The 12,977-nt window shown below is 38.5% G+C and carries 11 protein-coding genes, 1 tRNA gene and 1 pseudogene; 6 read left to right on the top strand and 7 right to left on the bottom strand.

Features of this window, described 5'->3' with window-relative positions; all coding sequences use genetic code 11:
• Positions 1-58: 58 nt before the first annotated feature.
• The 5 genes from V8V91_RS09165 to mltG form a co-directional block, all read right to left on the bottom strand.
• A complete protein-coding gene (locus tag V8V91_RS09165) occupies positions 59-1,333 on the bottom strand; it encodes a fibronectin type III domain-containing protein (protein ID WP_373399791.1) in 1,275 nt (424 codons plus the stop codon).
• Positions 1,334-1,607: 274 nt separating this feature from the next.
• Positions 1,608-1,692, bottom strand: a tRNA-Ser gene (locus tag V8V91_RS09160).
• Between the two features lie 326 nt (positions 1,693-2,018).
• Positions 2,019-3,002: a YihY/virulence factor BrkB family protein gene (locus V8V91_RS09155; RefSeq protein WP_373399790.1), complete on the bottom strand. Its 984-nt coding sequence runs from the start codon at positions 3,000-3,002 to the stop codon at positions 2,019-2,021.
• Positions 3,003-3,014: 12 nt separating this feature from the next.
• Positions 3,015-3,419, bottom strand: coding sequence for a thioesterase family protein (locus tag V8V91_RS09150; RefSeq protein ID WP_074226439.1), 405 nt, complete (start codon positions 3,417-3,419; stop codon positions 3,015-3,017).
• A 1-nt stretch (position 3,420) separates the two neighbouring features.
• The gene (mltG, locus tag V8V91_RS09145) at positions 3,421-4,464 is read right to left on the bottom strand and encodes an endolytic transglycosylase MltG (protein WP_373399789.1); all 1,044 of its coding nucleotides are present in this window, start codon (positions 4,462-4,464) and stop codon (positions 3,421-3,423) included.
• 89 nt (positions 4,465-4,553) lie between these two features.
• Here mltG and V8V91_RS09140 point away from each other — a divergent pair, with 89 nt between their 5' ends.
• From V8V91_RS09140 to V8V91_RS09125, 4 genes are all read left to right on the top strand, one after another.
• Positions 4,554-4,973, top strand: a complete 420-nt coding sequence (locus V8V91_RS09140; RefSeq protein ID WP_373399788.1) for a (deoxy)nucleoside triphosphate pyrophosphohydrolase — start codon at positions 4,554-4,556, stop codon at positions 4,971-4,973.
• 15 nt (positions 4,974-4,988) lie between these two features.
• The gene (locus tag V8V91_RS09135) at positions 4,989-5,618 is read left to right on the top strand and encodes an L-threonylcarbamoyladenylate synthase (RefSeq protein ID WP_373399787.1); all 630 of its coding nucleotides are present in this window, start codon (positions 4,989-4,991) and stop codon (positions 5,616-5,618) included.
• Between the two features lie 50 nt (positions 5,619-5,668).
• Positions 5,669-6,286: a WbqC family protein gene (locus V8V91_RS09130; protein ID WP_373399786.1), complete on the top strand. Its 618-nt coding sequence runs from the start codon at positions 5,669-5,671 to the stop codon at positions 6,284-6,286.
• An 84-nt stretch (positions 6,287-6,370) separates the two neighbouring features.
• Positions 6,371-8,905 carry an ATP-dependent Clp protease ATP-binding subunit gene (locus V8V91_RS09125; RefSeq protein ID WP_373399785.1) on the top strand — a complete coding sequence of 845 codons (2,535 nt, stop codon included), beginning with the start codon at positions 6,371-6,373 and terminating at the stop codon, positions 8,903-8,905.
• A gap of 73 nt (positions 8,906-8,978) precedes the next feature.
• Here V8V91_RS09125 and V8V91_RS09120 read toward each other — a convergent pair whose 3' ends face one another.
• Positions 8,979-9,266 carry a hypothetical protein gene (locus tag V8V91_RS09120; protein ID WP_373399784.1) on the bottom strand — a complete coding sequence of 96 codons (288 nt, stop codon included), beginning with the start codon at positions 9,264-9,266 and terminating at the stop codon, positions 8,979-8,981.
• A 53-nt stretch (positions 9,267-9,319) separates the two neighbouring features.
• A pseudogene (locus V8V91_RS09115) lies at positions 9,320-10,985 on the bottom strand (helix-hairpin-helix domain-containing protein).
• A gap of 157 nt (positions 10,986-11,142) precedes the next feature.
• On the opposite strand from V8V91_RS09115, the gene V8V91_RS09110 reads away from it, so the two are divergent.
• Positions 11,143-11,532, top strand: a complete 390-nt coding sequence (locus tag V8V91_RS09110) for an EVE domain-containing protein (protein ID WP_373399783.1) — start codon at positions 11,143-11,145, stop codon at positions 11,530-11,532.
• A gap of 109 nt (positions 11,533-11,641) precedes the next feature.
• Positions 11,642-12,937 carry a transcriptional regulator gene (locus V8V91_RS09105; RefSeq protein ID WP_373399782.1) on the top strand — a complete coding sequence of 432 codons (1,296 nt, stop codon included), beginning with the start codon at positions 11,642-11,644 and terminating at the stop codon, positions 12,935-12,937.
• The last annotated feature ends 40 nt before the right edge of the window (positions 12,938-12,977 follow it).

Below are 12,977 nucleotides of genomic sequence, written 5' to 3'. Positions count from 1 at the left end.
TGGATATTTAGGAAATAGAATGCATGCTTTCAATCCTATTCTTAAAATAGGGGCTGATTTAATTTTCTGGTTCTATCCTTTCATTAATAGCTTTTGCCCGTAGCTCAATAAATTTATTTGGACCATCTTCGGTCTTGATCAATTCAAATGAATCATACAATTCGCCTACTGCGGTGAAGCTTTCAAAAAGAAGATGATCTCCCTCTACTGTGATGACCTGAAATAATTGGGTGTTTTCTCCACTTCGATCTTTGGTCGCGCCAAGGTCTGTCCAGTCTCCGCCTACGTCATACATTTTTCCTCCGCTGACGGAGACCACGTAAACAGTTCCTGTTTGATCTCTAAGATTTACCCCTTCTAATACATTTTCTCCAGGTGAGACCCTTCCTCTAGCATAGCTATGGTCATGTCCCTGCAAGGCAAGGTCCACATGGTATTTGTCAAAAATTGGTTTCCAGATTTCTCTTAGGGTGGGGTTATCTCTTCCTGAAGAAGCAGAATACATGGGGTGATGATAGGTGACGATGATCCATTTTTGAGTAGTTTTCTGCAGTAAGTTTTCTAACCATTCAGCTTGGACCTCCAATTCACGGTTACTATTTAAAGAAATGATTCTTGCATCTTGGTAATCCATGTAATAGACCGTTTCTTCCAGCCCTTCTGGTCCGTTTTGAGGGAGAGTAAACTGTGGATTCCATTGAATGGATAAACTTCTTTCTTTGGCAGCATTTTCTAAAGAATCTTTCGCCCTGTATTCATGATTTCCTGGGGTAGGAACAGCAGGGATCATACTATGGATGAAACCTCCTGCAGTAAACCATTCGTGCCAATCCTGCTCTTTATGGGCAGTATTGACCAAGTCTCCAGCATGTATGAAAAATTTAGCGTCAGGAGCAGTTTTGAATCCTTCCCGAATAAGCCTTGACCAGAGTTCCAAAATGTAATTTTGGGCATCGCCAACATATAAAAAGGAGAATTTATCATCCAATTGGTCGGAGGCAGTTTCAAACTGGAACCATTCACTCCATCGCTCTCCATCCCCAACACGATATCCATAGATAGTCTTAGGTTCTAGGTCTTTTATTTCCAAGGAATGGTAGTGGGCCAATACTTCTGCAGTTTCGATGGTGTCGGCATCTAAAACCTCCGTGTTGGCTAATAGAGTCTCTTTGTTTTCCCAAAATTTGGGATCACCTGTGGCTTTAGCAATTTCAACATAAGCAGTATCGATTTCTTCATTGGTTCTCCAAGTAACACTAATTTCGCTGGCTGGATTTGCTCCGAAATTAATGATGATTCGATCAGGGTATACACTGGGTTTGCTCCAATCCATATCAAATATTGGAGCTGTGTAAGGAGCAGGTTCTTGAGCAAAGGATTCGGAAACTAAAAAACAGAAAAGAAATGAACAGAATAACGGTTTAAATGGGGAATGATTCATACAGAAAAGCTTTTAAATAATTGTTTTCCAAGATAAAAGTTTCTTTTAGGGAAAGAGGCTTTCTCCAAAAGAAATAGCAATCTCCTAACTATAAGTTAATATGGATTGGAGATTAGATCGGTTAGTACAAAAAAAAACCTGACACTTTTCAGTATCAGGCTTGCTGCAGAGGAGGAGGGATTCGAACCCCCGGTACCTCGCGGTACAACGGTTTTCAAGACCGCCGCATTCGACCACTCTGCCACTCCTCTATGTGGACTTTAATTGACTTTGAAGTTTTCAGACCGCCGATCCACGATAGCTATCGGGACGACCACTCTGCCACTCCTCTAGGTCATTATCAGGTTTTATCCCCTGATTAGGATTGCAAAAGTAGAAGAATTCAGATTTATTACAAAACAGTTTGTTTCTTTTTATTATAAGGTACTGATTCTTTGAGAGAAAATTTTTCTAGCGTTAAATCCTAAGGGCTGCACCATTCGATTTTTGATTCAATGGTGTAGAGTACATGCAAAAACCATGGCCTATTCCCCTTTGAATTTCATCTCAATTACCTAAATAAAAAGTCTAAGAATTACTAATCTTTATTTTTTGTAATGATAGGCTCGTAGGCCTCTTCCTCCTCAAATTCCCTGAGTTTCTTCTCTTCTTCCACTAAGTCCAGACTAACATTGACTTCAAAACAAACCAATACAATCAATGAAGTGATCAATAACCAAAGCATCAAGGCGATCAAAGTTCCAATGGAGCCATATAGTTTATTGTAACTGGCGAAATTGTTGAGGTAAAAAGTAAAACCATAAAACCCTAACGTAATCAACAAACCACCCAATATTGCTCCTGTAGACGAGAATTTCCATTTATCATGTACAGCGGGAGCAAACCTAAAAATAAATGCTGTCGCTATGTAAAACATAAACAATAGCACTAGAAACTTTAAGGTAGTAAAAAGGAAAATCATAAATCCAGAATTAAATACCTGGAGTTCATCAACTCTTTGAATGATCACACTACCCAAAATCATCACCGTGCTTGCTGCTACAATGGTCAAAACCAATAGAAAAACGATACTTGCAGCAATGATCCTGGATTGAAAAAATCCTCTATTTTCCTTGGTTTGATAAACGGAATTGAAAGAATTCATCATAGATACCACCCCTTGGGTGGAAGAGAATAGAGCAAAGAAAAAACCTAAAGAAATCAAGCTTTGCCTGGGTCTGGATACAATATCCATAATCGTGGTTTCTGCTTGTGAATACAGTTCACCAGGTAATATTTCCTGAACAAAATTCAGGATATTTTGAGTAGTAACGATGGGGAAGATGTCCTGTAAATAAGGGACAATGTTTAAAAGAAAGAGAATTAAGGGAAATAGCGCCAAGGTAAAGCTAAATGCTACAGAGCCCGCTCTTTCTACTATGTCATCCTTTTGAAGCTGTTGTATGAAAATCCGTCCTACGTCATATAGGTTTTTATCTGGATCTCCAAAATGGACCTTTTGAAAATACTTAGCCTTTTCTTCCAGGCGATTCTGAAATAGTCGAATCTTTTCTTTGACCACAAGTTGCTTTTTCTAAAAATATGGATTTAATAAAGCTAATAAATTCTGTGGAGGTCTTGTAGGCTGATGGCTGTCTTTTTTTAAAAAGGCCAAAGAAGTCCAGCCTTTGGTAATCAGTTCATTTTGTTCATTAAATACTTCGTACTCAAATTTAATTTTTACCCCAGGCATTGTCGGGATGGTGGTACGAATGGTTAGAAGTTCATCGTATTTTCCGGGTTTAAGGTAGGTGTAATGACTTTCAAGTACCGGCATCATTACTCCATTTTCTTCCATTTCCTTATAGCTAAACCCGATATTTCTCATGGCTTCTACACGGCCTACTTCAAAATACATGGCATAATTCCCATAATACACATAACTCATTTGGTCAGTTTCGGCGTATCTTACTCGAACTTGTGTTTCTGAAGTATACATTCTAATAAATTTTGGCAGCGTTCAGTGCAGCTTGGTATCTTCTCGCATTGGCATTATGTTGTGCTAAATTCGTCGCGAAGGCATGATAACCAGAGAAATCTTCTTTTGCACAGAAATAAAGATACTTGTGATCTTCAGCATTTAATACAGCTTCCAAAGAGTTAATATCTGGCAAATTGATTGGCCCAGGAGGAAGCCCTGGATATTTGTAGGTATTGTAAGGGCTTTCAATTTCCTTATGCACATTCAGCACTCGTTTGATTGTGAAATCTCCTAAAGCAAAAACCAGAGTGGGGTCTGCCTGTAGGGGCATATTCAAGCGAAGCCTATTTAAATAGACTCCAGCAATCTTAGGTCGTTCGTCGGATTTTTGACTTTCCGACTGGACAATCGAAGCCAATGTGCTAACCTCCTTTGGACTGAGTCCAATGGTTTCAGCTTTGGATTTCCTTTCTGCAGTCCAAAACGCTTGATACTCCTTATACATTCGATCAAATAAAGACTCAGGGCTGGTGTTCCACCAAACTTCATAGGTGTTTGGGATAAACATGCTCATGATGGTCTCTTCATCGAAATCAAACTTTCGAATATAAACAGAGTCTTCTATCAGGCTCAAAAACTGATCTTCATCAATTTCCAGGTTTTTGGTAATCCTTTCCGCAAGATCTTCTTTGGTTCGGATGTTATTAAATGTGATTCTAACTGGTGCTTGATTACCTGAGCGAAGATGTCGCACCAATTCTATATTGGTCATCTTTGGACTGATGATATATAATCCCGGCTTCACCGCTTCTTGATATCCCATTACCTTAGAAACAAATGAAAAGCTTACCACATCATTGATCACTTTGTCATCATACAGCTGATTGCTCACTTTTTTGAAAGTGGCATTACTTGGTATTTTCAGCGTATAGCTTTGTTCGGTTTCCAATAAAGCATTTGGGCTGAAGAAGACCTGGTAAAAGTAAAAGGACATAGATATGGCCAACACCGAAAAGGAGATGATCAATACCAGGAATAGTTTATTCTTTTTATCTGTTTGCATTTCGCTTCAAAAATAGGGAAAAATCCTTTCCTAGGAATTACCTGTTAATTCCTACTTTGAATCTTTTTCCTTCCTTTATATTTAACTCCATGAAAACCATATCAGTTTCTTGTGCGATCATAATTCACTTAAATAAAGTACTTGTGGCCAAACGTTCTTCTTCCATGAGCCAACCCGGATTCTGGGAATTCCCAGGTGGAAAGCTTGAGCAAGGTGAACGTCCAGAAGAAAGCTTAATTCGGGAAATCAAGGAGGAGTTGGGGATGGAGATTACTATAGATTTCCAATTGACAGTTTCTAAATATGCCTATTCTGAAGAAAAAATAATTGAATTGATTCCATTTATATGTACTTGGAAATCAGGAGAAATCCGTGTTTTAGAGCATGAGAGAGTCGATTGGCTGGAAATAGAAGAGTTAAGTGTGTTAAATTGGGCACCTGCTGATATTCCAGTTTATAATGAACTTTTAGAAAACTGGCAGGCTTTTCGAAGTAAGAATACCAATTAGGCTAAAAATTAACTGATGGCTGCTGAATTTATTCGTTTGTATGAAGAAAATCCTGATCCCAGAAGGATAAGTCAAATCGTAAATATCTTAAGGGATGGGGGAGTGATTATCTACCCGACAGATACTGTTTATGGTTTGGGTTGCGATATCACCAATGTACGAGCGGTAGAAAAAATCTGCCGAATCAAAGGAATCAACCCCAAAAAGCATAACTTCTCATTTATCTGTGCAGATCTCAGTAACATCGCCCAATACACGAAAGTGATTTCAAAGCCAGTTTTCAAAATGATGAAAAAGGCTTTTCCTGGTCCTTTTACCTTTATTTTGGAAGCGAATACCCAAGTCCCCAAGATTTTGCATAGCAATAAAAAAACCGTAGGAATCCGTGTTCCAAATCATTCAGTGCCGAGAATGATCGTGGAGGAGTTAGGACAACCCTTGTTATCTACTTCCATTAGAGATGAAGATGAGGTAATCGAATATAGCACAGATCCAGAGTTGATCTTCGAAAAGTATGAACATTTGGTAGATATAGTAATCGATGGTGGATATGGTCAAAATGTGGGTTCCACTATACTTGATTGCTTGGGAGATGAAGTGGATATAGTAAGACAGGGGTTGGGAAATGTGGATGATATCATCTAAATCCTATTGGAGGTTTCCCCCTTAAAATTAGAAAAAGTACATCCAGATTTATGAAGAGAGTCGCAGTTGACTTACATTTTATCCCATGCCTTGAGTTTTTTACGGCTGTCGTTGATGCAGATGACATCCTCATTTCACCTAATGAATTATACCAACGGCAATCATACCTAAATAGGACTAGAATTCGCTTGGCAAATAAAGTTGAAACCCTAAGTGTACCCATTCAAGGCAGGAGGCCTAGACTTCCTTTAAACAAAGTTTCGATAGATTATTCTCAGAATTGGCAGAAAATTCATGTGAGAGGAATCCAGTCGGCCTATGGGAAAGCACCTTTTTTGAATTTTTTTCCATATCTCGAGCCTGTTTATGGTAAAAAACATGCCAGTTTATGGGATTTAAACTATGAAATACTGACAATATGTCTCAAGCTTTTGAGGTGTTCTGGCAAGCTGACTGTATGTCAAAACCTGGATGAAGAACAGGTGGATTTGGACATAAGAGGGCAAATTAGGCCCTCAAGCTCGTTTTTGGAGCGGGAACTTTATTCGCCTGTACCCTATACACAACTTTTTGGCTCAGACTTTGAGCCAAATTTAAGTGTTCTGGATCTGTTGTTTTGCATGGGAACAGAAGCTAAAAAGCTTTTGTTAAGTTCTGTAAAAAATTAATGAACAATCCGTAAAAGGATTGTGTTTTTAAAACAAATTCGGTAACATACGTACAGGAATATTAAACAATCAGAAAGGAATTAAATGGAAGCTAAATTTTCAAACAGAGTTAAAGAGGTGATCTCTCTCAGCCGTGAAGAAGCGCTTCGCCTGGGACATGATTATATTGGTACGGAACACCTCTTACTGGGGATGATACGAGAGGGAGAAGGTGTAGCTGTTTCCATTCTAAAAAAACTAGGAGTGCCTTTGGATGAATTGAGAGGAGCGATCGAAAGAGCTGTAAAAGGTACCGCAAATCACAATGTGAAAAATATGGCCAACATACCGCTGACCAGACAGTCAGAAAAGGTGTTGAAGATTACCTATTTGGAAGCCAAAATATTTAAAAGCCAACTTATTGGTACAGAACATCTATTGCTTTCCATTCTTAGAGATGAGGATAACATTGCCACTCAGATATTAAATAAATTTGATGTCAATTATGACTCTGTAAAAGAAATGTTGGAGATGCAATCCGATGGAGGTGCCTCACCTAGAGCAAGAGCAGAAGCAGAGGATGGTGATGAGGATGGATCCAAATTATTTGGTTCTACAGGAAGTGGTTCTGGCAGTTCAAAAGCAGGTGCTGAAAAATCCCGAACTCCGGTATTGGATAATTTTGGCCGTGATCTCACCAAGATGGCGGAGGATGATAAATTAGACCCAATCATCGGTAGGGAAAAAGAGATTGAGAGAGTGGCTCAGATTCTTTCCAGAAGAAAGAAAAACAACCCAATTCTTATCGGTGAGCCAGGAGTTGGTAAGACTGCCATTGCGGAAGGTCTAGCACTTAGAATTGTTCAAAAGAAAGTTTCAAGAGTCTTATTCAACAAGCGAGTAGTGACTTTGGATCTTGCTTCTTTGGTTGCAGGTACGAAGTATAGAGGTCAGTTTGAGGAGAGGATGAAAGCAGTGATGAACGAGCTGGAAAAATCTCCAAATGTGATCTTGTTTATCGATGAGCTCCATACTATTGTGGGAGCTGGAGGAGCATCTGGATCATTAGATGCATCCAATATGTTCAAACCGGCTTTGGCCAGAGGAGAAATCCAATGTATCGGAGCAACTACATTGGACGAGTATAGACAATACATCGAAAAGGATGGAGCCTTGGCTCGTCGTTTCCAAATGGTGATGGTAGATGCTACTTCACCTGAAGAGACGATCCAAATCCTGAATAACATCAAGGATAAGTACGAGGATCACCACAATGTGAATTATACTGATGCAGCCATTGATGCTTGTGTGAAATTGTCTGATCGTTATATCTCTGATCGTTTCTTGCCAGATAAGGCAATTGACATTTTAGATGAAGCGGGGGCAAGAGTGCATATCAACAATATTCATGTTCCAGAAGATATTTTGAAACTGGAAGCCGAAGTAGAAGACATCAAGACAGAAAAGAATCGTGTTGTTAAATCTCAGAAATATGAGGAAGCGGCACAGTTGAGAGATAAAGAGAAGAAGTTGTTAGAGCAACTTGATGCAGCTAAGATCAAGTGGGAAGAAGAAAGTAAGTCCAAAAGATTTACAGTCGATGAAGAGCATGTTGCAGAGGTGATCGCAATGATGACTGGTATTCCAGCGAAGCGAATCGCTCAAAATGAAGGAGCAAAACTGCTCAACATGAATGAGGAATTGGCTGGAAAAGTAATAGGTCAAGATGAAGCCATCAAAAAATTAACGAAGGCAATTCAGCGAACTAGAGTTGGACTTAAAGATCCTAAAAAGCCAATTGGTTCCTTTATTTTCTTAGGACCAACAGGTGTTGGTAAAACTGAGTTGGCTAAAATGTTGGCCACCTACCTATTCGATAAAGATGATTCTTTAATACGAATAGATATGTCTGAATACATGGAGAAATTCTCCGTATCCAGATTAGTAGGAGCACCTCCTGGGTATGTTGGATATGAAGAAGGTGGTCAGCTTACTGAAAAAGTAAGAAGAAAGCCTTATTCCGTAGTCTTACTTGATGAAATCGAAAAAGCGCACCCAGATGTATTCAATATCCTTTTACAAGTATTGGATGATGGAATATTGACAGATGGATTAGGTAGAAGAGTAGATTTCAGAAATACCATTATTATCATGACTTCTAATATTGGGGTTCGTGATCTGAAAGATTTTGGAGCAGGAATCGGTTTTGCTAACAAAGCAAAACAGGATAACATGGATGATGTGGTTAAGTCTACTATTCAGTCCGCTTTGAAAAAGGCTTTCAGTCCAGAGTTCTTGAACCGTTTGGATGATGTTGTGGTGTTCAATTCATTGACCCAGGAGCATTTGTTCAAAATCATCGATATCAGTTTGAATAAGCTGTTCTCCAGAATTACTGATCTTGGATATCAAATTGAGCTGACAGATAAGGCGAAAGCATTCTTGGCAGAAAAAGGATATGACCAACAATATGGTGCACGTCCATTGAATCGAGCCATTCAGAAATACCTGGAAGATGCCATAGCAGAAGAAATCCTAAAAGGTGATTTGTCAGAAGGGGATGTCATCACAGCTGATTACCCTGGTGAAGGTTCTGAATTGACGATTTCAGTAAATAAAAAGAAAGAAAAGGCAGATTAATTTTGTCTTAAGCATAAAATAAAACCCCGAGTCAGTAATGATTCGGGGTTTTTTAGTTTCGTTGGAATTGAGATTACATAGAAAGAATAAAAAACAAAAAAGCGACCGCTAAAACCACGATCATTTTTTGAGCTTTCTCTTTTATGTTTGGGTCGACTTTCCTTTTTCTTAATACCAAAATAGCTAAGCTGATCGCTACCAGTTGCAAGGAAAAGCTCACCCCATTTAATGGACCCATAGGAGCGTCAACCAAATAAAACTTACTATTTAATATTGATAGAGTTCCCAGAACTATGCCGACTATTCCAAAAAGGAATGACCTTTCCAATAATACAGTGTCTGGCTGATTTGTCCACTTCATAATTGATTTCTTAACTGAAAGGCGAAGATAGGTAAAGAATGCGAAGACTGAGATTATTTGCTTTTAGATTTAATCGAGGCCTTTCTTTCGGAAAAGTAAGAGTCAATTTCTTCTCGCGAAAACGCATTTAAAGTCATGTCTTTTGTGAGGCCACCTTTTCTACCGGTCAATACTCCATATTTCATGTCCGAATATCCATCCATTTCATGGGCATCTGGATTGATTGAAAGCATGACTCCTTGGTCCATGGCGTATCGGACCCATCTCCAATCAAGGTCCAATCTCCAAGGGTTGGCATTGATTTCTATGACCACCTTGTTTTTTGCACATGCATCAATGATGCTCTTATGATCAATAGGATACCCGGCTCTTCTCAATAATAATCGACCAGTGGGATGTCCCAAAATGGTGGTGTATGGGTTTTCTATGGCTGTCAACAATCTGTTTGTAGCCTTTTTGATATCCATGTTCAAGATAGAATGAATAGAAGAAACGATGAAGTCAAAGCTTTCTAAGACATCATCAGGATAATCCAGACTTCCGTCTGGTAATATGTCACTTTCTATTCCTTTGAAAATTTTGAAAGGTGCCAATTCCCTGTTTAGCTCATCGATTTCTTGGTGTTGTTTGATGATACGCTCCACTTCCAGTCCTCCTGCATAAAAAGCAGTGCGGCTATGATCTGAAATCCCAAGGTATTCATAGCCCAAATCTCGGCAATATTCTGCCATTTGTTTTAAGCCATGCTTTCCATCGCTATAGGTTGAATGATTGTGAAGAATTCCTTTTAAATCTGAGTCCTCCAATAATTTTCCGATCTTATGTTCTTTGGCCAAGGAAACTTCTCCCAAACCTTCCCGCATTTCGACAGGGATAAATTCCAACTTGTTATTTTGGAAAAACTCTTCTTCATTGGAATAGTCTTTTTTATTGAGGAGATCACCCACATTTTCTTTTTCAGTGACCGGTTCACTCAAAAAAGTAGGGGAGGAACTGAGAAGCATTTTTTCCAGACGAATTCTTTTTTGCTGCAAAAGTGAACTTTTACCAAAAGGTCCAGGTCATTGACTTTTCCTCTCCAAGCAAATGGTCCTGAAGCGGACATGTCCCAAGTAATTGAGCCCCAATTTTTAAGCTTTTCCTTGCCCCCAAACAAAGATTCCATCCCAATCAGCCATTCTGCAGAGGAAATGATTTCCATTTTTCTTGCAAAATCTCCAACGAGCCCAATTTCTGATCCCTGATAAAGTTCTTCTAATTCTTTCGATAACGCTATAATGGTTTCTTCTACATCTGCATACAACCACTTTCCTTCGTTTGAGGCTTTAAATTCAAGATTTTCAATGATGGTCTGTTGGGTTTTTCTCCGAACCCTTTGGTTTTGGCAACTTTACCGGATTGACAGGCTTCCATCAGTTCATGGGTGCTGGTAATTCCAATTTCCTGCCATAGTACTTTAACTTTTTTAGGGCCAAGTCCTTTTATTTGAAGGATTTCCAATACGCCTGAAGGAGTTTTTTCCAGGAGTTCTTCCAAGGCAGGGAATGCTTCTGTTTCCTTTAAAGAAAGAATCGCTTCCAAAATACTTTTTCCGACACCGGGTATTTTTTGTAATTCCTCTTCGCTTAGGTCCATCAAATCTTGGTCTCCACGTTCTAGGGAATTGAGCGCACTTTGATAACTTCTTATTTTAAACGAGTTCTCCTCATGAAGCTCCATGAGTTGAATACATAATTTTAATTTTTTCAGGATAGTCTTGTGGTTCAAAATCTTTTCTTTATATGTTGGAATGAGACAAATGTCTTCAATTATTGTTTCAAATTAAAGGTCGAAACCTTAACTTAAAATTGAAATTTAATTCTTAAGAAATGAATTATTGGATGGTAAAATCGGAGCCTGGGGCATATTCCTGGGAAGATTTCAAAAAAAGAAAGAAGATGTTTGGGATGGAGTGAGGAATTACCAAGCTCGTAACTTTTTACGTGATATGAAGTTAGGGGATTTGGTGATGTTTTATCATAGTGGGAAAGAAAAAGCTGTAGTGGGGATAGCAGAAGTTTCGGAGGTAAGTTTTCCAGATCCGACAAATAAGGATTGGTTAGCCGTAAGATTGAAAGTGAACAGGGACTTGAATAATCCCGTTTCATTAAAAGAAATCAAATCAAAAGATGCCTTATCGGAAATGTTGATGTTGCGACAAACAAGGCTTTCTGTAATGTCTCTTCAAAAAGACGAATTTGATATTATCCTTAAGATGAGTTCATGAAATTATCCTTAACAAGTTTTTTTTATTCTTCTTTGGTTCGGTATGGGCACAGGTAAAGTTCATTGAGCGACTTGAAGTGCCTTCGGAAATGTATGAGCCAAATTTTGAAATGACCAGACTTGAAGATGGGCTGGTAGCATTTCGCACCGTTCCCGAAAAAGGTCTGAATTTCAGGAGGAAGTTACAGTATTTCAAAAGTGACTTTGACCTGAATAGTACTGGAGTCATTGAATTCCCGGTAAAAGAAGGCTTTGATATCGTCGGATTTGATGTAGATAAAGAATTCTTGTTCCTTTTATTGCAAAAAGGGTCTTCAATAAATTCGGATAAATATATTTTTAAAATCAATTTGGAAACCAATAAAGGATTGGAGATAGATGCCAATAATTTATTGGATATGGAATTGGTGGAGTTTTTAGTGCTGGAAGACAAGGCTTTATTTTTAGGGATTTCAGAAAGAAACCCAGTGCTCCAAATTTTTGATCTCAATTTAAATTCCGTTCAGACCGTACAGGGGATATATAATCCTAATACCCAAGTATTACAACTTCGGAAAATTCCAGAGTTGAAGGAAATTGAAATTGTGATCAGTAGGGAGGTAAAAAATAGAAGAAAAGAGATTTTGCTGAACACCTATGATCTTCAAGGAAATCTAATGAGGGAAATCAAAGTTGATAATTTTGGGAATTCAGATGAGGATATCCTAGATGGCTTGTTGTTGCCAATGTCAGAATACCAACAGGCCATGATCGGCGCTTATGGGTATGATAAAAGAGATGTGTACTTGGGGATGTATATCATGGATATCAACGAATTTGGAGAGTATCAATTCAAAAAATATACGTTAGAAGATTTTCCTAACTTTTTTAATTACCTCGATGAAAAGGATAAAGAAAGGAGGGATGCAGAGGTGATTAAAAATCTTGAAAAGGAGAAAGTCCCAACGATTCGAAATATCTATTCTATCCGAGACGTATACACTACAGATGATTCCTATGTGGTTTATTTTGATCATTACACAATGGTTAATTCGAGAGGAAATACTCGGCCTGGGGTGTATTCAGCATCTAGTGCTTATCGCTATGATCGTATAAACAGGATGGGCTATACCCCTTATTTTGCGGACCCTTTTTATCAAAATACCTATCCCTACAATAGTAATTTTCAAGTGTCAACTGAATTTAGGTATGTGTCAGCTCATTTTGCGAAAGTTGCGAAGGAAGGGAATGTATTATGGGATAATTCAAATACCTACGATGATTTTACTACCACTTATTCCGAGCCATTTGGAGAAATGGCGGTGGTGGGAGATGATGTCTACCATGTTTATGTAGAAAATTTGGATGTGGTGTTGAGTTTTTTAGAAATGGAGAAAAAATACTTGAAAATCAGCACTTTGAATTAGAGCTTATTAAGGAAAATGAGCGTATCAAAGATACAGACCC

This window comes from Algoriphagus halophilus (assembly GCF_041729275.1).
GTDB lineage: Bacteria > Bacteroidota > Bacteroidia > Cytophagales > Cyclobacteriaceae > Algoriphagus > Algoriphagus halophilus_A.
The sequence above is the reverse complement of the archived record's forward strand: the minus strand, read 5'-3'. Positions and strand labels throughout refer to the sequence as shown.